Annotated in this window: 22 protein-coding genes; 21 read left to right on the forward strand and 1 reads right to left on the reverse strand. The window is 59.0% G+C overall.

From position 1 onward, the window contains the following. Positions 1-2 precede the first annotated feature (2 nt). The 21 genes from addA to rpsU all read left to right on the forward strand — a co-directional run bounded on the left by addA (position 3) and on the right by rpsU (position 24,965). Positions 3-3,533: a helicase-exonuclease AddAB subunit AddA gene (gene addA / locus H8709_RS00180; RefSeq protein ID WP_262396356.1), complete on the forward strand. Its 3,531-nt coding sequence runs from the start codon at positions 3-5 to the stop codon at positions 3,531-3,533. Positions 3,534-3,664: 131 nt separating this feature from the next. Further along, positions 3,665-4,318 (forward strand): translation initiation factor IF-3, encoded by a 654-nt coding sequence (gene infC, locus H8709_RS00185; RefSeq protein ID WP_262396357.1) that lies wholly within the window; start codon positions 3,665-3,667, stop codon positions 4,316-4,318. A gap of 21 nt (positions 4,319-4,339) precedes the next feature. Beyond that, on the forward strand, positions 4,340-4,537 hold the full coding sequence (gene rpmI, locus H8709_RS00190) for a 50S ribosomal protein L35 (RefSeq protein ID WP_191481655.1): 198 nt from the start codon (positions 4,340-4,342) through the stop codon (positions 4,535-4,537). 90 nt (positions 4,538-4,627) lie between these two features. After that, a complete protein-coding gene (gene rplT / locus H8709_RS00195) occupies positions 4,628-4,981 on the forward strand; it encodes a 50S ribosomal protein L20 (protein WP_262396358.1) in 354 nt (117 codons plus the stop codon). A gap of 75 nt (positions 4,982-5,056) precedes the next feature. After that, positions 5,057-5,845: a TrmH family RNA methyltransferase gene (locus H8709_RS00200; protein WP_262396359.1), complete on the forward strand. Its 789-nt coding sequence runs from the start codon at positions 5,057-5,059 to the stop codon at positions 5,843-5,845. Between the two features lie 36 nt (positions 5,846-5,881). Continuing rightward, positions 5,882-7,177, forward strand: a complete 1,296-nt coding sequence (gene dprA, locus H8709_RS00205; protein ID WP_262396360.1) for a DNA-processing protein DprA — start codon at positions 5,882-5,884, stop codon at positions 7,175-7,177. A gap of 69 nt (positions 7,178-7,246) precedes the next feature. Continuing rightward, positions 7,247-9,334: a type I DNA topoisomerase gene (gene topA / locus H8709_RS00210; RefSeq protein ID WP_262396361.1), complete on the forward strand. Its 2,088-nt coding sequence runs from the start codon at positions 7,247-7,249 to the stop codon at positions 9,332-9,334. Continuing rightward, entirely contained in the window at positions 9,334-10,656 is a 1,323-nt protein-coding gene (gene trmFO / locus H8709_RS00215) for a methylenetetrahydrofolate--tRNA-(uracil(54)-C(5))-methyltransferase (FADH(2)-oxidizing) TrmFO (RefSeq protein WP_262396362.1), read from the forward strand. The genes topA and trmFO overlap by 1 nt, the downstream gene beginning before the upstream one ends. Before the next feature lie 187 nt (positions 10,657-10,843). After that, positions 10,844-11,848 (forward strand): phosphate acyltransferase PlsX, encoded by a 1,005-nt coding sequence (plsX, locus tag H8709_RS00220; RefSeq protein WP_262396363.1) that lies wholly within the window; start codon positions 10,844-10,846, stop codon positions 11,846-11,848. 72 nt (positions 11,849-11,920) lie between these two features. Beyond that, the gene (gene rnc / locus H8709_RS00225; protein ID WP_262396364.1) at positions 11,921-12,601 is read left to right on the forward strand and encodes a ribonuclease III; all 681 of its coding nucleotides are present in this window, start codon (positions 11,921-11,923) and stop codon (positions 12,599-12,601) included. Next, positions 12,598-13,629 (forward strand): elongator complex protein 3, encoded by a 1,032-nt coding sequence (locus H8709_RS00230; RefSeq protein ID WP_262396365.1) that lies wholly within the window; start codon positions 12,598-12,600, stop codon positions 13,627-13,629. The genes rnc and H8709_RS00230 overlap by 4 nt, the downstream gene beginning before the upstream one ends. Continuing rightward, a complete protein-coding gene (smc, locus tag H8709_RS00235) occupies positions 13,620-17,195 on the forward strand; it encodes a chromosome segregation protein SMC (RefSeq protein WP_262396366.1) in 3,576 nt (1,191 codons plus the stop codon). Before H8709_RS00230 ends, smc begins: the two co-directional genes overlap by 10 nt. 34 nt (positions 17,196-17,229) lie before the next feature. After that, positions 17,230-18,150: a signal recognition particle-docking protein FtsY gene (ftsY, locus tag H8709_RS00240; protein ID WP_262396367.1), complete on the forward strand. Its 921-nt coding sequence runs from the start codon at positions 17,230-17,232 to the stop codon at positions 18,148-18,150. Next, complete coding sequence (locus H8709_RS00245; protein WP_262396368.1) at positions 18,147-18,734, forward strand: XTP/dITP diphosphatase; 588 nt, start codon at positions 18,147-18,149, stop codon at positions 18,732-18,734. The genes ftsY and H8709_RS00245 overlap by 4 nt, the downstream gene beginning before the upstream one ends. 46 nt (positions 18,735-18,780) lie before the next feature. Next, positions 18,781-19,071, forward strand: a complete 291-nt coding sequence (locus H8709_RS00250; protein WP_262396369.1) for a YhbY family RNA-binding protein — start codon at positions 18,781-18,783, stop codon at positions 19,069-19,071. 409 nt (positions 19,072-19,480) lie between these two features. Further along, entirely contained in the window at positions 19,481-20,101 is a 621-nt protein-coding gene (gene nadD, locus H8709_RS00255; protein WP_262396370.1) for a nicotinate-nucleotide adenylyltransferase, read from the forward strand. Positions 20,102-20,126: 25 nt separating this feature from the next. Beyond that, the gene (yqeK, locus tag H8709_RS00260) at positions 20,127-20,669 is read left to right on the forward strand and encodes a bis(5'-nucleosyl)-tetraphosphatase (symmetrical) YqeK (RefSeq protein ID WP_262396371.1); all 543 of its coding nucleotides are present in this window, start codon (positions 20,127-20,129) and stop codon (positions 20,667-20,669) included. Then, entirely contained in the window at positions 20,666-21,787 is a 1,122-nt protein-coding gene (locus H8709_RS00265; protein ID WP_262396372.1) for an LCP family protein, read from the forward strand. The genes yqeK and H8709_RS00265 overlap by 4 nt, the downstream gene beginning before the upstream one ends. Before the next feature lie 26 nt (positions 21,788-21,813). Next, positions 21,814-22,170, forward strand: coding sequence for a ribosome silencing factor (gene rsfS, locus H8709_RS00270; protein WP_262396373.1), 357 nt, complete (start codon positions 21,814-21,816; stop codon positions 22,168-22,170). Positions 22,171-22,251: 81 nt separating this feature from the next. Further along, entirely contained in the window at positions 22,252-24,657 is a 2,406-nt protein-coding gene (leuS, locus tag H8709_RS00275; protein WP_262396374.1) for a leucine--tRNA ligase, read from the forward strand. Positions 24,658-24,788: 131 nt separating this feature from the next. Further along, on the forward strand, positions 24,789-24,965 hold the full coding sequence (gene rpsU, locus H8709_RS00280) for a 30S ribosomal protein S21 (RefSeq protein ID WP_054331035.1): 177 nt from the start codon (positions 24,789-24,791) through the stop codon (positions 24,963-24,965). A gap of 123 nt (positions 24,966-25,088) precedes the next feature. Here rpsU and H8709_RS00285 read toward each other — a convergent pair whose 3' ends face one another. After that, complete coding sequence (locus H8709_RS00285; RefSeq protein WP_262396375.1) at positions 25,089-25,304, reverse strand: hypothetical protein; 216 nt, start codon at positions 25,302-25,304, stop codon at positions 25,089-25,091. Between the last annotated feature and the right edge of the window lie 31 nt (positions 25,305-25,335).

Here is a 25,335-nt window from a genome sequence, read left to right on the forward strand (position 1 = left end):
TCGTGGCAGTCAATTGGACGCCCATGCAGCACCTGGCCATCACAGCCGGGGGCGGACCCCTCCTCGTTTCCGCCGCCGCAGGCAGCGGGAAGACGGCGGTCTTAGTCCAGCGCATTATCGAAAAAATCACCGATTCGGAACACCCGGTAGATGTGGACCGGCTACTGGTGGTCACTTTTTCGAACGCCGCGGCGGCCGAGATGCGCGCCCGCATCGGCGCGAGAATCAGCGAGCTGCTGGCTCTCGACGGGACCAATCCCCTCCTTTTGCGCCAGCAGACGCTCCTGTCTGGGGCCCACATCAGCACGGTCCACGCCTTCTGTCTGGAGCTCATCCGCCAGAACTTCATGCGCCTCGACCTGCCCGCCGATTTTCGCATCGCCGACGAGTACGAGCTGACGGCCCTGCGGGCCGACGCCCTCTCCGATGTGATGGAACGGTACTACGAGGAAGAGGGCCAGCCGTTTTACGACTTGGTGGAACTCTTTTCCTCCACCAAAAACGACAGCCGCCTCCAGGAGATTGTGGGCCGGCTTTACAACTTCGTCATTTCCCATCCCTTTTATGAGGACTGGCTGGATGAAAAGCTCCGCTACTACGAGGACGCCCCGGCGGCGTCGGACAGCGTGTGGGGTAAAATTATCCTCTCCCACGCCAAGGAGACGGTGGAGCGGTGCGGACGGCTCACCCGCCGGGCCATCGAGAGGATGGCGGGGATCGAAGCCATGGAAAAGGCCTATCTCCCGGCCTTTTTAAGCGACGCGGCACAGCTGGAAGAACTGGAAAAGACGATGGAAACGGCCGCCTGGGACGAGATCATCGCCGCCCTTTCCAATGTGAAGTTCCAGAAGCTGGGACAACTCCGCGGCTTTGAGGACGCCGCCTGCAAGGACTGGGTCCAAGGGGTGCGCAAGTCGGTCAAGGAGGACATTTCCACCCTGCTGCAAAAGCAGTTTTGCGCCAGCGAAAAGGAGTTTCAGGAGGACTTAAGGGAGCTTGCGCCCCATGTGCGGCTTTTGTTTGCCCTCGTCAAAGACTTTGGCAGGCGTTTTTCTGAGCGCAAGCTCCAAAGAAACCTCATCGACTTTTCCGACATCGAGCAGATGACCCTGCGCCTGCTGACGGAGCGGACTCCCGACGGCTTTCAAAGGACCGATACGGCCAAAGAGCTTTCGGAAGCCTTCGACGAAATCCTGGTGGACGAATACCAGGACACCAGCGGCATCCAGGACATGATCTTCCGCTACCTCTCCCGGGAGGAGACAAACCTCTTTATGGTGGGGGACGTCAAGCAGAGCATCTACCGCTTCCGCCAGGCCATGCCGGAGCTCTTTTTGCGGCGCAAGAACCAATACGCCGACATCTCCCAGGGGGAGCGCCCGGCCAAAATCATCTTGCAGCACAACTTCCGCAGCCGCAAGGGCGTCACCGACGGGGTCAACTTCCTCTTTACCCAGCTCATGAGCGAGCGGGTGGGGGAGCTTGACTACGGCGGGGAGGACGCCCTGACCCCCGGGGCCTCCTTCGTCCTGCCCGACGAAGCCCAGGTGGAACTGCATGTCTTCGACCTCTCCGCCTGTATAAATGGGGAGGAGCGGCTGCTCACCGAGGCCGAGCAAGTGGCCGGGCGCATCGCCGCCATGATTCGGGACGGGGTGCTCGTCGAAGAAAAGGGCGTCCCCCGGCCCTGCAAGCCCTCCGATTTCTGCATCCTGCTGCGCTCCCCCAAGGAGCGGGCGGAAATCTACCGGGACGCCCTCCTCCGGGCCGGGGTGGGGGCCGGGTGCGACACGGGCGGCGGCTTTTTTGCCTCCAAGGAGATCGCCTGCATCCTGTCGGTGCTGCGGGTCATCGACAACCCCCACAACGACGTGGCGCTGGCGGGGGCGCTATTGTCCCCGGCCTTCATGATGACCGCCGGGGACCTGGCCCGTATCCGCTGCTATGAGAAAAACGCCTCCTATTATATGGCCCTGCGGGCCGGGGTGGAGGCGGGGGACAATAGCTGCCGGGAGGCGGTGGCGCTCATTGAGGAGCTGCGCTCCTTCGGCGTGTCGACTCCCCTTTACCGCCTGGTCCAAAAGATCTATGACCGGACGGGGCTCATCTCCAAGGTAATGGCCTATCCCAGCCCACGCAAGCGCCGGGACAACCTCCATCTTTTTATCAGTTACTGTCGCCAGTACGAGGCAGGGGGTTACCAGGGACTGGGTGCCTTTTTGCGGCTGATGGACCGGCTCATCGAAGAGGGGAGCGATCTGCCCGGGGCCCAGAGCTCGGGGGACGGCGGGGAGACGGTGCGGATAATGAGCATCCACAAGTCCAAGGGGCTGGAATTTCCGGTGGTCTTTTTGTGCGACACCGCCCGGCAGTTCAATAAATCCGACCTGCGAAGCTCCGCCCTCACCCATTCCCAACTGGGCTTTTCCTGTGTGCGGCGGGACCTTTCCACCCTCAAGCAGTTTACCACCGTCCCCCACGAGGCGCTTAAGCTGGAGACTTCCCGCGCCCAGCTCTCGGAGGAGATGCGGGTGCTCTATGTGGCGCTGACCAGAGCCAAAGAGCGCCTCGTCCTGACGGCGGGGCTTTCCGAACCCGAGCGGACCCTGCGCCGTCTGGGGGCGGCTATCGAGGAGGGCGCGGCCCTGCCCGCCCACGCCGTCATGGGGGCGGCCTCCTATGCCGAGTGGGTCTTGCTGGCGGCCCTGCGTCACCCCGACGCCGGAAAGCTGCGGCTGCTGGCGGGGCTGCCCTCGGGAATGAGCGCCGTCATCGACGGCAGCGAGAGCCGGTGGCGGGTGGAGATCGAGGCCGCCGCACCGGGGGAGGAAAAGCCTCCCGCGCCGGTGGAGCGAAAGGCGTGCGCCGACCCGGCCCTCACCGCGGCCCTCATCAGCCGGGTGGACTTTGTCTACCCCTACGAGCGGGCTTCCGTCATCCCCTCCAAGCTCTCGGTGTCCCAGGTGGTGCGGGAGGGCCCGGGCCACCGGTTTTTGCGCCGGCCCTCCTTCCTGCGCCACGACGAGCTCTCCCCGGCCCAGCGGGGCAACGCCATCCACAAGTTCATGCAGTTTGCCGACTTTTTGAGGGCTTCCCAGGCTCCGGAAGAGGAGATCGAGCGGCTGACTCGGCTGCAGTTTATTTCCGAGCAGGAGGCAAAATGGGTGGACCCGGAGAAGGTCCGGCGCTTTTTTGCAAGCGGCATCGGGAAGCGAATGCTCGCGTCTCCGCGGCTCATGCGGGAATACCGCTTTCTCGGGGAGGTGTCCGCCCAGGTGGCTGGGGGTGAAGAGGACGAGGAGCCCATCGCCATCCAGGGCGTCATGGACTGCCTGTTTTACGAGGGGGACGAGGTCGTCATCGTCGACTACAAGACCGACCGGGTGCAGGCCCCGGAGGAGCTCTGCGAGCGCTATGAAGGCCAGCTCTCCCTCTACGAGCAGATCGCCCGGCAGCGGCTGGGATGTAAGGTGAAGGAAAAGGTGATCTATTCCTTCCACCTGAACCGGGAAATACCGTTATCGAGCCGGTAAACCCGGCAAAAAAGCGTGATTTCACGCAAAAAACAGGGGGAAACGTGTTGACATGGGCCCTGTGATTTGATAAGATAGATAAGACAACAAAGAAGAACTAGTAAACCGTTCTCACCTTTTCGCCTTCTTCCATGCGGGAGGAAGTGTGCATCAGGTCAATACGACAGCAGGCGGGCAATTTAGGCCGTCTGGAAAGATGTGTATTGAGCGTGGATGGTTTGCCGTCCACGCTTTGTATTTATTTTGGGCTTTGGAGGTGCTTTACAATTAGCAACAAGGAACTGCAGATCAATGAGGAGATCAGAGACAAAGAGGTAAGAGTGGTCGACGCTGACGGCAGCCAGCTGGGAATCCTTCCCGGCAGAGAGGCGCAGCGCATCGCTATGGAAAAAAACCTGGACCTTGTCAAAATTGCTCCCCAGGCGAAACCGCCTGTTTGCCGCATCATGGACTATGGGAAATTCCGTTTTGAACAGTCCAAGCGTGATAAGGAAGCGAAGAAAAATCAAAAGGTCATCGACATCAAAGAGGTGCGCCTTTCCTTGAACATCGATACCAACGATTTTAACACAAAAGTGAATCATGCGATTAAATTCCTGCAAGCCGGCAACAAGGTCAAAGTTTCGATCCGGTTCCGCGGACGCGAGATGGCCCACGCCCATCTGGGCACAGGGATCATGCAGCGCTTTGCAGATGCTTGTAGCGAGTACGGAAACGTTGAAAAAATGCCGAAAATAGAGGGACGCAGCATGACAATGTTTGTTTCGTCCAAGCCCACAAAGTGATTTTTTAGGAGGAACTATAAAATGCCTAAGATTAAAACACATACCGGTGCGAAAAAACGCTTCAAACTGACCAAAAACGGTAAAGTGAAACGCGCCCATGCTTTTAAATCCCACATTCTCAACAAGAAATCCACCAAACGCAAAAGAGGTCTGCGGAAAGCTACCTATGCCGACAAGACCAATATGAAGCAGATCAAGCTGCTGGTTCCTTATAAATAAGGACCGAACACCAAAAATACTGGGAATTAAAAACAAAAGCGGATTGTCGAAACCGGCATCCTGCGCTTTACTATTGGAGGTAACGAAACTATGGCACGTATTAAAGGTGCAATGATGACCCGCAAGAGAAGAAAAAAAGTACTCAAACTTGCCAAGGGCTACTATGGAGCCAAGAGCAAACTCTTTAAAACCGCCAAACAAGCGGTCATGAAATCCGGCAACTATGCCTACATCGGCCGCAAACAGAAAAAACGCAACTTCAGAAGCCTGTGGATCACCCGCATTTCCGCGGCCTGCCGCCTCAACGGCGTCAACTACTCCACCTTCATGAACGGACTGAAAAAGGCGGAGATTAACCTCAACCGCAAAATGCTCTCCGAAATCGCCATCAGCGATCCGGCCGCGTTTACCGCGCTGGTTGAAAAAGCAAAAGCGGCTCTCTAAGAGTTTAGAAATATGCCCGCGTCGGATGACCCGGGCATATTTTTTCATATCCGGCCGCAAAGGGAGGTTGGGCTCATGCAAGTGCTCGAAAGCAGGGACAACCCTGTAATCAAGCGCCTGTGCCGGCTGATGCAGAAGAAAAGCGCTCGCCGGGAACAGGGGCTTTTTGTGGCGGAGGGCGTCCGGCTGTGCCGGGAAGCGGCCCTTTCGGGCGTCGTGATCGAACAGGCCTTTTTTACACGGGAGGCCGCGGAAAAGTACCCGGAAGACATCAATTTCCTCATAAGCCAAAGCAAGGGTGCGGCGGAAATTTCCCCGGCGGCGGCCAGAAAAATCTCCGACACCCCCTCGCCCCAGGGCGTATTTTGTTTGTGCGCCCTGCTTGACAATGAAAAAACCCTTGCTACAATAAACAGTGACGGGAAGTACCTGGCGCTGTGCTCCCTCCAGGACCCGGGCAATATCGGCACCATTGTGCGCACCGCCGAGGCCTTCGGCGTCGACGGGCTCATCCTCACAGGAGACTGCCCCGATATTTACAGCCCCAAGGTGCTGCGCTCCACCATGGGCAGCGCCTTTCGCCTGCCCATCGCGGTGACCGGCGATCTTTTTAGCGTGATTGCGCGGATGAGGGAAGCGGGGGTGGCGGTTTACGGCGCGGCGCTTACCGACCGAAGCGTCCCCATCACCGGCCTTGATTTTTCCCGCGGGGCCATGACCCTCATCGGCAACGAGGGCAGCGGCCTGCCGCCCGATCTGCTGGCGGCGTGCGACCAAACCGTGCGCATCCCCATGAAGGGGCGCGCCGAGTCCCTCAACGCCGCGGTGGCCGCCGCGGTGGCGCTGTGGGAGATGACCCGATAAAATTGCGCTTGTGTGACGGCGCGGGGAGGGAAGAACATGGTTCCTGTTTCCTATTGGATATGGCTGCAAAGCTGCCTTTCCCAGGGCAGCGGTCTTATTTCCGATATTTTGGAGGCCTACGGCGACCCGAAAGCCTTTTACGAGGCGGTGCACGCGTGTGACCCGGAGGTGGGACTCGCTGGTCTGCCTACGCTCACCCATGCCCAGCTCTCAAAATGCGCCAAAACGCCTCTTTCCGTTTCCGACCCCATCCTTGAGCGCTGTCAAAAGGCGGGGTGCACGGCTATTGGCTGTGACCATCCCGATTATCCGGATCGGCTGCGGTATATTTACGCGCCTCCCGCCGTACTCTATTACCGTGGAGCCCTGGCGGGGCTGGACGAAATTCCCATCATCACGGTGGTGGGTACGAGAAAGATGACAGAGTACGGCAGAAAAGCCGCCGTCGAGTTCGGCACGGCCCTGGCCCAAGCGGGCATCGGCGTGGTCAGCGGTATGGCGGTGGGCGTGGATATCACGGCCATGAAGGCGGCGCTCAAACAGGGCGGCTATGTCATCGGCGTCACTGGTTGCGGCATCGATGTCAACTACCCGGTAGAAAACGAGAAGATGCGCCATCTGGTGGCCAAATACGGCTGTCTCATCAGTGAATACCCGCCGGGCACCGGGGTGAGGAAGGGACATTTCCCCGTCCGCAACCGGATTTTGGCGGGCCTCGGCCTGGGTGCGCTGGTGATTCAGGCCCCGGGCCACAGCGGTTCGCTCATCACGGCCGACTATGCCCTCGAGCAGGGCAAGGATTTATTCGTGGTGCCGGGGAATCTCTACGACCCCACCGTGGCGGGTAATCTCAGGATGCTCCGGGATGGCTGTACCCCAGCCACCGAGCCGTCCGACGTGGTGGACACCTACCGCTTCCCCTATGAGGATGTGCTGCGCCGGGAGCGGCTCAAAAACAAAGAGCGAAGGGCCGGACGGCCTCTCCCACCCGCGGAGGAAGCGGAGACACCGGCAAATCTGCCCAACGGGGAATCCGGGACGGCGCCGCCCCGGCCTACGGAGGACTTGACGGGGAAAGCCGGGCTACCCCAGGACAAGCAGGCGCCGCCTGCGCCGGTAGCTTTGACGGCGCCACCGGAACCCAAGGTGTCGCAGCCGGCGCTGGAGGTCTTTCGTCTGCTGGGGGAAGCGCCCATGCACATGGATGAGATCGCCGGGGCGCTGGAAATGAGAATATCCGAAGTGCTCTGCGCGCTGACCGAGCTCGAAATTGTCGGCGCTATCCGCACCTATTCGGGAAGACGCTATGGAAAGAAAGGGGAAACCCCATAAGGGGGCCCATTGACCATAGAGGCGCGATCTAGCGCCCCTCTTTTAAAGTTTAGCAATCTGGAGGTATTCATGTCGAATTTAGTGATTGTGGAGTCGCCGGCCAAGGCGAAGACCATACAAAAGTATTTGGGCAAGGATTTCGATGTCATCGCGTCCATGGGACATATTCGGGACTTGCCCAAAAGCCGCCTCGGCGTGGATGTGGACAACAATTTTGAACCCCATTACATCGCCATCAAGGGCAAAGAGGAAATCATCCGCAACTTAAAAGCCAAAGCCAAAAAGAGCGACCAGATCTATCTGGCCACCGACCCCGACCGCGAGGGAGAGGCCATCTCCTGGCATCTGGCTCATCTGTTAAAAATCCCCACCGACGACCAGAACCGGGTGACCTTCAACGAGATCACCAAATCCGGCGTCCAGTCGGGGATGGACCATCCGCGCAAGATCGACCAGGACTTGGTGGACGCCCAGCAGGCCCGCCGGATTCTCGACCGGATTGTGGGCTACAAGATCTCCCCCTTCCTCTGGAAGAAGATCAAGAGCGGCCTGTCCGGCGGGCGCGTCCAGTCGGTGGCGGTGCGGATGATCGTGGACCGGGAGGAGGAAATCCGCGCGTTTAAGGCGGAGGAGTATTGGAGCATCGACGCCAAGCTCACCGCCAAGGGCTCCCGGAAGGTCTTCGCGTCCAAGCTTCACTCCAAAGACGGGGAAAAGGTGGAGATCAAAAACGAGGAGCAGGCAAACGCCATCCTGGCTGATCTCAAAGACGCCCCGTTTATCGTGGCCAACGTCAAAAAGGGCGTGCGGAAAAAGACCCCGGCGCCTCCCTTTATCACCTCCACCCTCCAGCAGGAGGCTTCCCGGAGGCTGGGCTTCCAGGCCAGACGGACCATGAAGGCGGCCCAGGAGCTCTACGAAGGCGTGGATGTGGAGGGGATGGGCCCGACGGGTCTCATCACCTACATGAGAACCGACTCCCTGCGCATCTCCGACGAGGCCAGAGCCGAGTCCGAGGCCTTTATCGTGGAAAAATACGGCAAGCAGTACCTGCCCCAGACCCGCCGGGTCTTCAAGACCAAAAGTAGCGCCCAGGACGCCCATGAGGCCATTCGGCCCTCTATGCCCGCCCTGACGCCGGACCGGGTCAAGGGGAGCCTGACTTCCGACCAATTTAAACTCTATAAGCTCATCTGGGAGCGCTTCATCGCCAGCCAGATGGCAAACGCCCTCTTGGACACCGTTTCGGCGGACATCAGCGCCAATAACTACACCTTTAAGTCATCCGGTTATTCGGTGAAGTTCGACGGCTTCACGGTGCTCTATGAGGAGAGCAAGGACGGTAGCGAGGACAGCGAGGAGAGCGGTGTCCTGCCGCCGCTGACCGTGGGCGACCCGCTCAAGGTCAAATCCCTCGACGGCTCCCAGCACTTCACCCAGCCGCCGCCACGCTACACCGAGGCGTCCATCATCAAGGCGCTGGAGGAAAACGAGATCGGGCGGCCGAGCACCTACGCGCCCACCATCTCTACCATCCTCACCCGCGGGTATATCGAGCGGGAAGCAAAGCAGCTGAAACCCACCGCCCTGGGGGAGATCACCACCAAGGTCCTCAGCGAAAACTTTGCCAACATTGTGGACGTGGCCTTCACCGCCAAGATGGAGAAGGACTTGGACCGGGTGGAATTGGGCAAGGCCAACTGGGTCAAGACCCTGGACCACTTCTATAAGGACTTCGCCAAGACCTTAGAGGCTGCGGAAAAGACCCTGGACGGCACCAAGATTAAGGTCCCCGACGAGGAGACCGACGTGGTCTGCGAGCTGTGCGGACGCAAGATGGTGATCAAAAACGGCCGGTACGGCAAGTTCCTGGCCTGCCCCGGCTTCCCCGAATGCCGCAACACCAAGAAAATCGTCCAGGAAACCCCGGGCGTCTGCCCGATTTGTAAGGGCAAGGTGCTGGCCAAGAAATCGAAAAACGGCAAGTCTTACTTCGGCTGTGAAAATAACCCCAAGTGTTCCTTTATGACTTGGGACGAACCGCTGGCGGAGAAGTGCCCCAAATGCGACGCATCCTTGTTTAAAAAGCGGGGCAAAAACGGAAAAATCTACTGCGGCAACGAAAACTGCGACTATGAGCGGGGGCTCAAGGACTGATGCGGGTGACAGTCATCGGCGCGGGGCTCGCCGGGTGTGAAGCCGCCTGGCAGCTCGCCCGCTTTGGAATCGAAGTCACCCTCTATGAGATGAAGCCCAAAAAGTACACCCCCGCCCACCACTATCCCGGCATGGCGGAGCTCATCTGCTCCAATTCACTCAAAGCCATGCGGCTGGAATCGGCCGCGGGGCTCCTCAAAGAGGAAATGAGCCGTCTCGGTTCCCTGCTCGTGCCCTGCGCCAAGGCGTGCGCGGTGGCGGCGGGCGGGGCGCTGGCGGTGGACCGGGAGGCATTTTCGGACCTGGTGACGGATAAAATCCGGCGGGAGGGCCATATTGAAGTTGTGGAGGAAGAACTGACCGCTATCCCCGAAGGACCGGTCATCGTGGCCACCGGGCCCTTGACCTCCGACGCCCTCTCCGACGCCATCCGGAAAAAACTGGGGGAGGAGTACCTGAGCTTTTTCGACGCGGCGGCCCCCATCGTCACAGCCGAAAGCCTCGACAAAGAGCGCTGTTTCTTTGCCGCCCGGTATGGACGGGGGGACGACGATTATATCAACTGTCCCTTTTCCAAGGAGGAATACGTGGCCTTTTACGAGGCTCTCGTCCACGCCCAGTCGGTGCAGCTCAAAGCCTTCGAAAAGGAAGGGCTCAAGGTCTACGAGGGGTGCATGCCGGTGGAGGTGTTAGCAAAGCGGGGGCCCGACACCCTGCGCTTCGGCCCTCTCAAACCGGTGGGGCTGCGGGACCCGAGGACGGGACACCGCCCCTGGGCGGTGGTGCAGCTCAGACGGGAGAACGCGGCGGGGAGCCTCTATAACCTGGTGGGCTTTCAGACCAACCTCTTGTTCGGGGAGCAAAAGCGAGTCTTTTCCATGATCCCAGGGCTCGAAAACGCCGAGTTTGTCCGCTATGGGGTCATGCACCGCAACACCTTCCTCGATTCTCCCCGGCTCCTCGACCAGTATTTCCGTCTGAAAAAAGAGCCGCGCATCTTCTTTGCCGGACAGATGACCGGCGTGGAGGGGTATATGGAGTCGGCCGCGTCGGGCCTGCTCGCCGGGGTCAACATGGCTCTGACGCTTACGGGGAAGGAGCCGCTTACCCTGCCCTTTGACACCATGACCGGCGCGCTCTCCCGCTACATCAGCGACGGGAGCGTCAAGGACTTCCAGCCCATGGGCGCCAATATGGGGCTTTTGCCTCCGCCGCTCAAACGGGAGCGGGACAAGGTCAAGCGCTACGCCCAGGTGTCCGAGCGGGCGCTGGGGAGCCTCGACGCCGCCCTAAAAGAGCGCCGGGGCGACCTGCCGGGGTAAGGCGGCGCGCCCGCGGATTTGGACCGTCCGCTCCGCCGGACTTGTGCTTTTTCGCGGGGCGCGGCCATCGGTTTCGGGTGTCCTGCGGCGGCCTCTATGCCTTTTAGAAAACCCACAGCCTGTTTTCGTCCCCGTGTGCGGCGAAAACAGGCGTCAAGATCCAACCGCACGGAGAAATGGAGCGAACATGAAAATTATTGTGGACGCTTTCGGCGGGGACAACGCGCCGCTGGAAGTGCTCAAAGGCTGCGCCATGGCGGTGCAGGAGTATCATCTGACGGTTGTGCTGACCGGCGATGAGGAGATCATCAAAAAAACAGCGGAGGAAAACGGCGTAACGCTCACGGGGATGGAGATCGTCCACGCCCCGGATGTGGTGATGGTGGAGGACGACCCCGCCGCCGTCATCAAAAACCACGGGGATTCCTCCCTTGTCAAGGGCCTCAGCCTGCTCGCCCAGGGCGAGGGCGACGCCTTTGTCAGCGCCGGGTCCACCGGCGCGCTGGTGGTGGGTTCCTCCTTGCTTGTCAAGCGCATCAAAGGCATCAAACGGGCGGCGCTGGCCCCCATCATCCCCTCCAACACCGGCTGCTATATGCTCATGGACGCCGGCGCCAACTTAGAATGCCGCCCCGAGATGCTCTTGCAGTTCGGCATCATGGGCAGCGCCTATATGAATAAGATCGTCAAGGTCAATTCCCCCCGGGTGGGGCTGCTCAACGTGGGCGCCGAGGAAACCAAGGGCACCGTCCTGCAAAAGGAAGCTTTTGCCCTGTTAAAAAGCGCGCCGGTCAACTTTACCGGCAACATCGAGCCCCGGGACGTGCCCATGGGGGACTGCGAGGTGGTGGTTTGCGACGGATTTTCCGGCAACATCGTCTTAAAGCTCACCGAGGGGCTGGCCTCGGCCATGATGGGCAATATCAAGAACATCCTCTATAAGAACACCCTGACCAAGCTGGCCGCGGCCAGCATCAAGGGGGGACTGATGGAGTTAAAAAAGAAGATGGACTACACCGAACACGGCGGCGCGCCGCTCATGGGCATCGCCAAACCCGTCATCAAGGCCCACGGCAGCTCCAACGCCAACGCCTTCAAAAACGCCATTCGCCAGGCCCGGGATTTCGTGGAACACGACGTCATCGGGGAGATCGAGCGGTCCTTGGAGGAGCTCAAGCGGACGGCGCAGTAGCGCTTCCTTCCTTTGGGGCCGGAAAGACGGCCAGATTCGGCAGCGATGCCAAGCGAAAGGTTATCAGACGATATGAAAGAAAAAGAACTGGAAAAAGTCATTGGATATTCTTTTGAAAATGCCAAATACCTACAAATTGCCCTCTCCCACACCTCCTATGTCAACGAGGTGAAGAAGGGGGCGGTCAGCAACGAGCGGCAGGAGTTTTTGGGGGACGCGGTGCTCTCCATCGTGGTCTCCGACTACCTGTTTAAGCACTACTCCCACCTGCCCGAGGGGGAGCTGACCAAGCTGCGGGCGTCCCTGGTGTGTGAAAAAAGCCTGTGTGAATTCGCCCATATGATCGGTCTTGGCCAGTATCTCTATCTGGGCCGGGGGGAGGAGCTCATGGGCGGCCGGGAACGGCCCTCCATCCTGGCCGACGCCTTCGAGGCCCTCATCGCCGCCATCTATCTGGACGGCGGGATGGAGCACGCCAAGCGCTTCATCCTCGGCTTTGTGAAAAAGCAGGTGGAAAAGGAAAAGAAAGTCTTCTTTAAGGACTATAAGACCACCTTGCAGGAGATCATCCAGCAGAACAAGGAGGAACAGCTCTCCTATGTGTTGGTGCAGGAGAGCGGGCCCGACCACGACAAGCACTTCGTGGTGGAGGTACATCTCAACTCCAACGTCATCGGCAAGGGCGAGGGGCGCAGCAAAAAGGACGCCGAGCAGATGGCGGCCAAAGAAGCATTGGAGCTGATGGGGGAATGAGGCACGCCAATGTGTCCATCTTCGTCCCCCACGCGGGCTGCCCCCACCGGTGCAGCTTTTGCGACCAGCGGGCCATCTCGGGGGAGGAACACGCGCCCACCCCACAGGAGGTCCGCCGCATCTGCCAGGGGGCGCTTTCCGATTTGGGGGAAAACGCGAAAACGAGCGAGATCGCCTTTTTTGGCGGCAGCTTTACCGCCATCGAGCGGGACTATATGGTTTCTCTTTTGGAAGCGGCCCAACCCTTTGTGGGGAAGGGCGGATTTGGCGGCATCCGCATTTCCACCCGCCCCGACGCGGTGGGGGAGGAAATGCTCTCCCTGCTTTCGTCCTACGGGGTCACCGCCATCGAGCTGGGGGCCCAGTCCATGGAAGACCGGGTGCTCCTGTTAAACGAGCGGGGCCACACGGCCGCCGACGTGGCCGACGCGTCCCGGCGCATCAAGGCCCGGGGCTTCTCCCTGGGGTTGCAAATGATGGTGGGGCTCTATGGCGACACGCCCCAGGGCGCCTTCGAGACGGCCAAGAAGCTGGCGGCGCTCTCCCCGGACGCGGTGCGGATTTATCCGGTGGTGGTCCTCGAGGGGACAAAACTGGGAGAACTCTACGCTCGGGGCATCTACCGTCTGCCTGGATTTGAGCGGGTGGTGGAATACTGCGCCCAGATGCTCTTACTCTTTGAGGGACGGGGCATTCCGGTCATCCGGCTGGGGCTCCACGCCTCCCCGGAGCTGGAAGAAAAGATATTGGCCGGGTTTTACCATCCGGCGTTCCGGGAACTGTGCGAGGGACGGATATACTACAACAATGCGGCCGAGGCGCTGGGACGCCAGAAGATCTTCGGCGGCGATGTTGTGTTCTATGTGTCCCCGGGAAGCGCCTCGAAGATGGCGGGGCAAAAGCGGGAGAATCTGCGCAAGCTGGAGGAACAGGGCTACCGCGTCAAGATCTGCGAGCGGGCGGGCCTTCCCCTTTACGGGGTGGAAGTGGAACAGATGGTGAGAGGGGAAGTGATCGGTTGCATTTAAAATCATTGGAGCTGCATGGATTTAAATCCTTTCCCGACAAAATTAAACTCACCTTCAACAAGGGCCTGACCGCAGTGGTGGGCCCCAACGGCAGCGGCAAGAGCAACATCAGCGACGCCATCCGCTGGGTCATGGGCGAGCAGTCCACCAAGAATTTGCGGGGGGCCAAGATGGAGGACGTCATCTTCGGCGGCACCCAGATGCGCAAGCCCCAGGGCTTCGCCCAGGTCTCCATCACCATCGACAACAGCGAGCGGCGCATCGACATGGACTGCGACGAGGTCACCGTGACCCGCAAGCTCTACCGCAGCGGCGAGAGCGAGTACCGCATCAACGGCAACCATGTCCGGCTCAAGGACATCCACGAGATGTTCATGGACACGGGGCTCGGCCGGGACGGCTACTCCATCATCGGGCAGGGTAAGATCGCCGAGATCATCTCTTCCAAGAGCACCCAGCGCCGGGAGATCTTCGAGGAAGCGGCCGGTATCTCCAAATACCGCTACCGCAAGGCGGAGGCCCAGAAACAGCTGGATTTGGCCTATGAAAACCTGCTGCGGCTCAGAGACATCCTCTCGGAACTGGAGGGGAGAATCGGGCCGCTGGAAATCCAGTCCCAAAAGGCCCAGGAGTTTCTGCGTCTCTCGGAGGAAAAGCGGGAAATTGAAATCAGCCTGTGGGACTTACAGCTCAGAAGCCTCTCGTCCAACATGAGGGCCCAGGACGAAAAAATCCTCATCGCCCAGGGCCACTACGACGACGTCCAGCGCCAGATCGACGCGCTGGAAGCCCAGGTGGAATCCCTCTTCACCGCGGCCCAGCAGCTCCTCGTCCAGATCGACGGGGAGAAGGCCCAGATGCAGCGGCTGCAAACGCAGATTGGGGAGGAGCGCTCCCAGATCGCGGTCAAGGAAAACGACATCGCCCACCACGTTTCCGACATCGCCTCCCTCAAGGAGAGCATCGCCCTTTCCGAGCGGGACAGCGAAAGCGCCCTTTCCGAGCGGGCGGCCATGGCCGGGCGCATCGAGGAAAAGAAGGCCGCGCTGGAGGAAAGCGAGCGGGAATTTGCCGCGAAGACCCAGGAGCTCACCGCCCTCGACGGGGAGCAGGAGAACTTGGAACAGACCATGGCGGCCCTTTCCGGCGACGTGGGACAGGCCTATCGGGACCTCTCCCGCCTGGAATTGGAGGAGGCGTCGGGCAAGTCCACCCTGGAGGAGCACAAGGCCCGGCTGCAAAACGCGGCGCTGGTCCGGCAAGCCAAGGAGCGGGAGCTTTCCGCTACAAAGGCCCAGCGGGAGGACTGCGAAGGCGTCCTCGCCGGCATCACCGAGGAGATTGCTTCGCTTAAAAACGCGGTGGCGGGCTATGAATATAAGCTCCAATCCAGGACCGGCAAGCTCGAAAGCGAAACGGCCAAATTGGAGCAGAAAAAGAACCGGCACCGGGATTTGACCGCCAGGATTCGGCTGCTGGAAGATTTGGAAAAGAACATGGAGGGCTTCGCTTACAGCGTCAAGTTCGTCATGAACCGGGCGCGCGGCGGCCAGCTCTCCGGCGTGGTGGGACCGGTGTCCAGCGTCATCAGCGTGGACAGCGATTACGCCGTGGCGGTGGAGACGGTGCTGGGCGGAAGCCTACAAAATATCATCGTGGAAAATGAGAATGTGGCCAAGCGGGCCATCGCCCTGCTCAAGGAGCAGAAGGCGGGCCGGACCACCTTCTATCCGTTGAGCGCCATCAAGGGCAGCCGTCTCAAAGAGCAGGGGCTCGAAAGCTGCGGCGGCTTTGTGGCGCTGGCGGCCGACCTTGTGGAGTGCGACAGCCGCTATCAGGGGATTGTGGACAACCTGCTCGGGCGCATTGTGGTGGTGGAGGACCTGGACGACGCGGTGCGCATGGCCCGCAGCTACGGACACCGCTTCCGCATCGTCACCCTGGACGGCCAGATGGTCAACACCGGCGGCTCCATGACCGGCGGTTCGGTGGGGAAAAATATCGGCATCCTCAGCCGCAAAAACGAGATACATACCCTCACACGGCAGGCCGAAGCCCTGGAAAAGGAATTTGGACCGGTGGAGGAGCAGCTCGACCGCTACCGGCAGGCGGTGGAGGAGCTGCGGGCCATGCTGACGGGGGTCAACAGCGAAATCATCACCCGGGGCGAAGACAAAATCCGGATGGAATCCCAGCTCATTGCCTTAGAAAGCCGCCGGGATCAGCTCACAGCAGAGCTCGCCGCCCTCGACGGGGACGGCAGCGACTTAGGCGCGTCCATCGAGGCGCTGGAACAAAGGCTCGGGGAGCTCGCTGTCAAACGAACTGAGCAAAAAGAGCAGATCGACGGCCTGGAAAAGCGACAGGAGGCCACCTCCTCCCAAATGAAAGCACTGGAAGAGCGCCGGGCGGCTCTGTCGGGAAAGCTCGGGGAAATGCGCCTGCACATCTTAGGGGAGGAAAAGGACATCCAGATGCTCGAGCAGACCCTTTCCCAAATGCAGCAGCGCTTCGACGACCAGGAGGAGCGCCGGAACGCAAGCCGGGAGCAGATCGCCGCAAAACAAGCGGCCATCGAAGCGATCCGCGGGGAAATCGCCGCCATCGAAACCGGATGCGCCGGGATGCAGGAGCAGATCGCCGCGCTGGAAGCCCAGGTTTTGGAGCACACCAAGCAGCGCCAGGCGTCCGAGATGGAATCGACCCGGATGCGCACCCAGGTCAGAGAGCTTTCGGTGGAACGGGAAAACCACGCCGGAGAGCTCATCCGGCTCAAAGAGCGGGGGACGTCGCTGCAAAGCGAATACGACGCCATCATTGCGAAACTCTGGGACGAATACGAGCTCACCCGCTCGGAGGCCCAGGCACAAGCGAAGGAAATTGACAAGGCCGCCGGGCAAAAGCGGCTGCATGAAATCAAATCGAGAATCAAGGCCCTGGGCTCGGTCAACGTGGGGGCTATTGAAGAATACAAGGAAGTCAGCGAGCGCTATCAGTTCATGAAGGCGCAGATCACCGACGTGGAGCGCTCGAGAGAGGAGCTCATCCGGCTCATCGACGGGCTCACCGAGGACATGAAGCGCCAGTTTCTCCAGAGCTTCCAGGAAATTAACCGCAACTTTTCCCGAATTTTTGTGGAGCTTTTCGGCGGGGGCAAGGCAAGCCTCTCCCTCACCGACGAAAGCGACGTACTCGAGTGCGGCATCGACATATTTGTCCAGCCGCCGGGCAAAATCATTAAGAATCTAGCCGCCCTCTCCGGCGGCGAACAGGCCTTTGTGGCCATCGCCATCTATTTTGCCATCCTAAAGGTCCGGCCGTCGCCCTTTTGCGTCCTCGATGAGATCGAGGCGGCGCTCGACGACGTCAACGTGGCCAAATACGCGGGATATCTGCGGGGCATCTGCGACAAGACCCAGTTTATCCTCATCACCCATCGCCGGGGCACCATGGAGGAAGCCGACGTGCTCTACGGGGTGACCATGCAGGAGGAGGGCGTCTCGAAGCTGCTCTCCATCGACGTCAGCGAGATCGAGAACAAGCTGGGGATGAAGGCGAACACCTAAATTTTTATCCTGTTGAGGAAAGGAAAGAACTGCCATGGGCTTTTTTGAAAAGATCAGCAAGGGGCTGAAAAAAACAAAGGATTCGGTCATCCGCCAGATGGACCAGATGTTCAGCTCCTTTACCAAGGTGGACGAGGAGCTCTTTGAGGAACTCGAGGAGCTGCTGGTCATGGGCGACGTAGGGGTCCACACCTCTGAGAAGATCTGTTCCCGGCTGCGGGAGAAGGTCAAACGCGAGAAAATCACCGATGCGGCAAAGGTCAAGGAGGCTCTCAAGGAGATCATCACCGAGCTTATGGAGGGCGGGGAGGAACTCAACCTCTCCTCCAAGCCGTCGGTGATCTTGGTCATCGGGGTCAACGGCGTGGGCAAGACCACCACCATCGGCAAGATGGCGGCGGATCTGAAGGCGTCGGGCAAGCGGGTGCTGATGGTGGCGGCGGACACCTTCCGCGCGGCGGCCATCGACCAGCTGCAGATCTGGGCCGACCGGGCCGGTGTGGACATTATCAAGCACGGCGAGGGGGCTGACCCCGCCGCTGTGGTCTTCGACGGGATGCAGGCGGCCAAGGCACGGGGCGTGGACGTGGTCATCTGCGACACCGCCGGACGGCTGCACAACAAAAAGAACCTGATGGACGAGCTGTCCAAAATCTCCCGGGTCATCCAGCGGGAAATCGGGGACAACGACATGGAAGTGCTCCTTGTCCTCGACGCCACCACCGGGCAAAACGCCGTCAACCAGGCCCGCCAGTTCAAAGAGGCCGCGGGGCTCACCGGCATCGTGCTCACCAAGCTCGACGGCACGGCCCGGGGCGGCGTGGTCATCTCCATCAAGGACGATCTGGGCATCCCCATCAAATATATCGGCGTGGGCGAGCAGATCGACGATCTCCAGCCCTTTGACGCCAAAGGCTTTGTGGACGCGCTGTTCGATGGGGAGGAAGTACGATGAAAGTGGTCATCGCCACCGGCAATCCGGGAAAGCTCAAGGAATTCAAACGGATTCTTTCCCCCTACGGGGTGGAGGTCCTCTCCCAGTCCCAGGCGGGCGTTCAACTGGACGTGGAAGAAACCGGAACCACCTTTGAGGAAAACGCACTTCTCAAGGCCCAGGCGGTGTTTGCCGCCACCGGGCTTCCCGCCATCGCCGACGATTCGGGCCTCGTGGTGGACGCCCTGGACGGCGCGCCGGGGGTCTATACCGCCCGCTACGCCGGGGAGCACGCCACCGACGATGAAAACATCCAAAAGCTCCTGGCGAACATGCAGGGAGTAGGGGAACGCTCGGCCCGGTTTGTTTCGGCCATCTGCTACGTGTGGGGGGAGGAAAAGAGCCTCACCACCCGGGGCGAGTGCGAGGGGAGCATCGGCTTTACAAAGCGGGGGGACGGCGGCTTTGGCTACGACCCCATCTTTATGGTGGGAGAAAAGAGCTTCGCCCAGCTTTCCGCAGAAGAAAAGGATGCCATTAGCCACCGGGGAAAGGCGCTGCGGCTGTTTCTCGAGGCATTTGGCCGGCTGATGGAAGAAAAATAGCCCGCCTATTTTTGGCGGGACAACAAATACGAAAAGGAGCCATCCATTGATTACAAGCAAACAAAGAGCAAAGCTCAAAGGAATCGCCAACTCCATCGACACTATTTTGCAGGTGGGCAAGGGCGGCATCGAGGAAAATCTGGTGACCCAGGTGTCCGACGCCCTCAAAGCCCGGGAGATCATCAAAATGCGGGTGCTGGAAACCGCCCCTATGGACGCCAGAGAGGCGGCCCAGACTCTGGCGGAGCTCACCAAATCGGAAGTGGTGCAGGTCATCGGCACCCGGTTCATCCTTTATAAGCGCAACGAGAAAAAACCGGTCATCGAGCTCAAATAGCCGAGATCCATTTGTCCCGCTGATGGCCCGGCTTTCCGTCAAAGGGCAAGGCCCTATGGGAGGCCTTTGAGGCCAATAGCGGCGGTTATTTCCTGAGACGGCCGCCGCAAATATCACAGACCGGAGCTGGAGCGGCCTTGGGCGGGCCTTCGACATTTGGGCAAGGGGTGCGAAGAGGGAAAGCAGCGGCTCCAGCGGCCAAAAGGGCGGCTGCTTCCTGAGATCACCGCCCTGAGACCGGAACCAGGACGCCTTTGCGCCTATCGGGCAAGGGGCCGCGGCGGAGCACCGGGACACCAAAGAGCGCGGGAGCGCGAAGCGTTCCGGCGCATGGGACGTTTCACGCGCGCAGCAAAACGGCATATCGCAAAAATTCAGTTGGGCCACAGGCAATGAGGAGGAAAAACGTTTGCGAAAGATCGGCATTTTTGGCGGGACGTTTAATCCCATCCATCGGGGGCATATTCATATTGCTAGGGCCTTTTTTGAGCACCTGCACCTGGACAGCGTCCTCATCATCCCCACCCAGGTCCCGGTCCACAAGGCGCCGCAAGGCCTCATTTCCGGGGAGGAGCGGCTGGAAATGTGCCGGATCGCGGCCCGGAACGACCCACATTTTTTCGTCAGCGCCATTGAGGTGGAGCGAAAGGAAAAAAGCTACACTTATCTCACCATCCAAAGGCTGCGGGAGCGCTATCCCGACGCCGCGCTTTATCTCATCATGGGCAGCGACATGTTCCTCTCCTTTACCACTTGGTACCGTTATCGCGATATTTTGCAGGAGGCAACGCTGTGCGCTGCGGCCCGCAAAAACCGCCAGCAGGAAGAGCTTGCGGCGTGCGCCCGCCGTCTGCGGGAAGAGGGGGGCCGCTGCGTGGTGCTGGATCTTAATGTGGTGGACATTTCTTCCACCGAGCTCAGAGCCCGCATCCAGGCGGGAGACGATGTCAGCGGTTATCTTGACGGCGCCGTGGAAGACTATATCCGGGAGAGGGGGCTGTATGGGCATGGGGCTCAAAGCGGAAAATGAACAATATGTAAAACTTGCGAAAACAATGCTTGACGACTACCGTTACCACCACAGCCTATGTGTGGCAAAAGAGGCGGTTCGTTTGGTGAAAAAGTACGGAGGAGACGAGCAAAAGGCCTATATTGCGGGCATATTGCACGATATTTTAAAAAACACCCCCCTTTCCGACCAGTTGCATTGGATAAAAAAGTCTGGTATAATTTTTGACAGCATTCAACTGGCTTCACCTCCCATCTGGCATGGGTTCGCGGCCAGCGCCTTCATCAAAGAAGAGCTTCAGATCGCGGATGAGGACATCCTTCTGGCGGTGCGCTATCACACCACCGGCCGGGCGGGGATGACCCATCTGGAAAAAATCATCTATATGGCGGATATGACGTCCGCCGACCGGAGCTACAAAGATGTCGATGCAATGAGAAAAAAGGTCAACAAGAACCTGGATGAAGCGCTTTTGGACTCGCTGAAATTTTCCGTATCCAGTCTTGCAAAGAAGGGACTGCCCATTCCCTATGACACCATCATGGCATACAACGAGCTTTGTGTCGCAAAACGGGAGGAATCAAATTGAACGATCTCAGGAAAAAGAAATCATCCGGCAAGAAAAAGACCATTGTGGTCATCTCCATTCTTGCCGTGCTTTGTATTTTGGCCGTCGGCGCGGTAGCCCTGCTCAAAAACTACCGCCCTTTAGAGCAGAAACCGGCCACCACGGCGGACCCGTCGGAGAGCACCTCTAAGCCGCTGGAAAACAGCGCCGAAATTAAGGAAAAGAGCGTCAACATCCTGGTGTGCGGCCTGGATGAGAGCGAGATTCTCACCGACGTCATCATGCTGGTGAGCTTTGACATCGAGAACAAGCAGGCCCAGGTGCTTCAAATTCCCCGGGACTCCTACATCGGTGACGAATATATCTCGGGCAAGATTAACACCCGGTACGGCCACCCCAAGGACGGCCAGACCAAGATCGGCGCCCTCATTGAAATTATTAATCAGCAGTATAAGCTTCCCATCGACCACTATGTCACCGTCACCATCCCGGGTTTTCGGGATATCGTGGACTCCATGGGCGGAGTCAAGGTGGACATCCCCCAGCAGATCAACTACCTGCCGGGCAAGGTCCTCTATCCGGGCGAACAGGTCCTGGACGGGGAGAAGGCGGAGTGGTTTGTCCGCTACCGGGCCGGTTACGCCAACGCCGATATCGGCCGTGTGGGAGCGCAGAAGCTCTTCTTAAAGGGGCTGATGGACGCGGTCAAGGAAAAGGGTAGGATGGCCATGACTGGCATCCTGACCCAGAACATGAACAATATCACCACTGATATGTCCGTATCCGAAATTCTCGCCTACGCCGGCGTGGGCTTTGACCTCAACTCCGATGACATCGACTTTTATGTGGTGCCCGGCGAGGGACTCATGCACAACGGCTATGCGGTTTACGCGGTGGACGTGGAGGGAGTCGCCGACATCCTCAACGAGCATTTTCGCGACTACACCGACAAGGTCCCGGCAAGCGAATTAGAGATTCCGAAAGTGGAAAAGCAGCAAAGCTACAATAACGGTGGAGGCGGCAATGGGACGGACAATCAGTCCGACGACCCATCGGAGAGCACCGGAGGTTATACGGAGGAAGAGGAGCCCAGCGGCCAGGATGATAACAGCGGCGGCACGCCCTGGTGGAAGGCCTAGCGATGGGCAGCACAAGGAGGTAGCGCATGGAGCCTTTAGCACTGACTAAAAAAGTAGCAAAGATTCTCGACGATAAAAAGGCGGTGGACATCAAGGCCATCAAAATTAAAGACCTGTCCATCATCGCCGACTATTTCATCATCGCCACCGGCACCAGCACCACCCAGGTCAAGGCGCTGGCCGACGAGGTGGAGTATCAGCTTTCTCAAATGGGTCTCGAGCCCAATAAAACCGACGGCTATCAAAGTTCCACCTGGGTGGTGCTCGATTACTACGACGTGATGGTCCATGTCTTCTGCGGCGACCAGCGGGAGTTTTACTCCTTGGAGCGGCTGTGGGCCGACGGCGAGCCGGTGGATCTGTCCGACGTGGTGACGGGATAGCTTTGTTTTATGGAAAAGACAGGTGTTCCGGCGTGAGCTGGAACACCTGACCTGCGTAAATTTATAAAGGGGTTGACAAGGTTGAAATATGATTTTGCCGGTATAGAGAAAAAATGGCAGGACATCTGGGACAAAAATAATACGTTTGCGGCGAAAAACGACTACACGAAGCCGAAGTTTTATGCGCTGGTGGAGTTTCCCTATCCTTCGGGCCAGGGACTGCACGTGGGGCATCCCCGCTCCTATACGGCGCTGGACATCGTGGCCAGAAAGCGCCGCTTACAGGGCTATAACGTGCTCTATCCCATGGGATGGGACGCCTTTGGCCTGCCCACCGAGAATTTTGCCATCAAAAACCACATCCATCCGGAGATTGTAACCAAAAACAATGTGGCCCGTTTTAAGCAGCAGCTCAAGAGCCTGGGCCTCTCCTTTGACTGGAACCGGGAAATCAACACCACCGACCCTGACTATTACAAATGGACCCAGTGGATTTTCATCCAGCTGTTTAAAAAGGGACTGGCCTACAAAAAAGAGATGGCCGTCAACTGGTGCACCTCCTGTAAGGTGGTGCTGGCCAACGAAGAGGTGGTCGGCGGCGTCTGCGAGCGGTGCGGCGGGGAAGTCATCCGCAAGGTCAAGAGCCAGTGGATGCTCAAAATCACCGAGTACGCCCAGCGCCTCATCGACGACCTGGATTTGGTCGACTACATGGACAAGATCAAGATCAGCCAGAAAAACTGGATTGGACGCTCCACCGGCGCGGAGGTGGACTTCGGTACCACCGCCGGCGACGTTTTAAAAGTTTACACCACCCGCCCGGATACCCTGTTCGGCGCCACCTACATGGTCATTTCCCCGGAGCATCCGTACTTAGCGCAGTGGGCCGACCGGATTCATAACATGGACGACATCCGCGCCTATCAGGCGGAGGCGGCCAAAAAGTCCGACTTTGAGCGCACCGAGGTGGTCAAGGAGAAGACCGGCGTCAAAATCGACGGGGTCTGCGGCGTCAATCCCGTCAATGGGAAGGAAATCCCCATCTTCGTTTCCGACTATGTCCTGATGACCTACGGCACCGGCGCCATCATGGCGGTTCCGGCCCACGACACCCGGGACTGGGAGTTCGCCAAGAAGTTTAACCTGCCCATCATCGAGGTGGTGAGGGGCGGCGACGTGGAGAAGGAAGCCTTCACCGACTGCGAGACCGGCGTCATGGTCAACTCCGACTTTTTAGACGGTCTGAGCGTGGAGGAAGCCAAAGAAAAGATTAAAGACTGGCTCTCGGAGACCGGCAAGGGCCATCCGAAGGTCAATTACAAGCTGCGCGACTGGGTCTTCTCCCGTCAGCGCTACTGGGGCGAGCCGATTCCGCTGGTCTACTGCGAGAAGTGCGGCTGGGTGCCCCTGCCCGAGTCCGAACTGCCTTTGCGCCTGCCCGAGGTGGAGTCCTACGAACCCACCGGCGACGGCGAATCGCCGCTGGCGGCCATGGACGAGTGGGTGAACACCACCTGCCCCCATTGCGGCGGACCGGCCAAGCGGGAGACGGACACCATGCCCCAGTGGGCGGGTTCCTCCTGGTACTTCCTGCGCTACTGCGACCCCCACAACGACGAGGCGCTGGCCTCCAAGGAGGCGCTGGATTACTGGATGCCGGTGGACTGGTATAACGGCGGCATGGAGCACACCACCCTCCACCTGCTCTACTCCCGGTTCTGGAGCAAGTTCCTCTACGACCTGGGCATCCTCAGTAAACCCGAGCCCTATCAGAAGCGGACCAGCCACGGCATGATTCTGGGCGAAAACGGCGAGAAGATGAGTAAATCCAGAGGCAACGTGGTCAATCCCGACGAAATTGTCGGGGAGTACGGCGCGGACACCATGCGCCTCTACGAAATGTTCATCGGCGACTTCGAGAAGGCCGCGCCCTGGAGCTCCAGCTCCATCAAGGGCTGCAAGCGCTTCTTAGACCGCATCTGGGCGCTGCAGGAGAACGTCATCCCCGGCGAAGGCTACCGCAAGGAGCTGGAGACCGCGTTCCATCAGACCATCAAGAAGGTGAGCGAGGACATCGAGGCCCTCAAGTTTAACACCGCCATCGCGGCCATGATGAGCCTGCTCAACGATATTTCCGCCACCGGCTCCATCACCCGCGGCGAATATAAGACTCTGCTTATCCTCTTAAACCCCTTCGCGCCCCACATCAGCGAGGAAATTTGGGAGGCCCAGCAGATGGGCGGCATGGTGAATGAGGCCCAGTGGGTTTCCTACGACGAGGACAAGTGCAAGGAGAGCACCATTGAAATCGCGGTGCAGATCTGCGGAAAAATCCGCGCGAGAATCACCGTACCCGCCGACATCGACAAGGACAGCGTCCTGGTCCAGGCCAAAGCGGACCCGGCCGTCGCCCCGCTCCTTTCCGGCAAGCAGATCGTCAAGGAAATTTATGTGCCCGGAAAACTTGTCAACATCGTGGCCAAATAAAATTGTGGAATCTGACCAAATCAGAACCGAGAGATATTACTTGACATAGGCAACTATGTTATTGTATAATAAATGTTGTTACACTTTGTGTAAAAAACTCCTGTCGCGTGGCGGAGGGAGGGAATGAGTAAATGGCTGAAATTCGCATTAAAGATAATGAATCTCTTGACAGCGCTCTGAGACGTTTTAAAAGACAGTGCGCCAGAGCTGGCGTATTAGCGGAGGTCCGCAAAAGAGAGCATTACGAGAAGCCTTCTGTCAAACGGAAAAAGAAGTCAGAGGCAGCACGCAAACGCAAATTCAAATAAGTCTTTGCGGTGTGCTACTCCAAAAGACGATGAAAGCGGACAGTTTTGTCCGCTTTTTTCATTTGGCATGAAAAATAGGCCCGCTGGGGAATTTCCCCAGCGGGCCTATTTTTGTGCGCGTTCTTATCTTCTGCGCCCTTTTGGACCGAGCACAGGATCCTCCGCCTTTTTCTTATTGGACTTATAAAAGAAGTGGAACAAAACCGCCCACAAAAAGGCCACGATGCCCCAGACGGCGGTGCTGGTCTGCCGGTCGTAAACAAAAGCGAGCATCAGCGCCACACAGGCGGCGCAGAAGATGAGGGAGAGCCATTTGAAGATATTGGTTTTATTTTGCATGGAGTTTTTCCTCCTTTCAGGGAAAATCAAA

Source organism: Zongyangia hominis, from assembly GCF_014385095.1.
GTDB classification, from domain to species: Bacteria; Bacillota; Clostridia; order Oscillospirales; family Ruminococcaceae; genus Zongyangia; species Zongyangia hominis.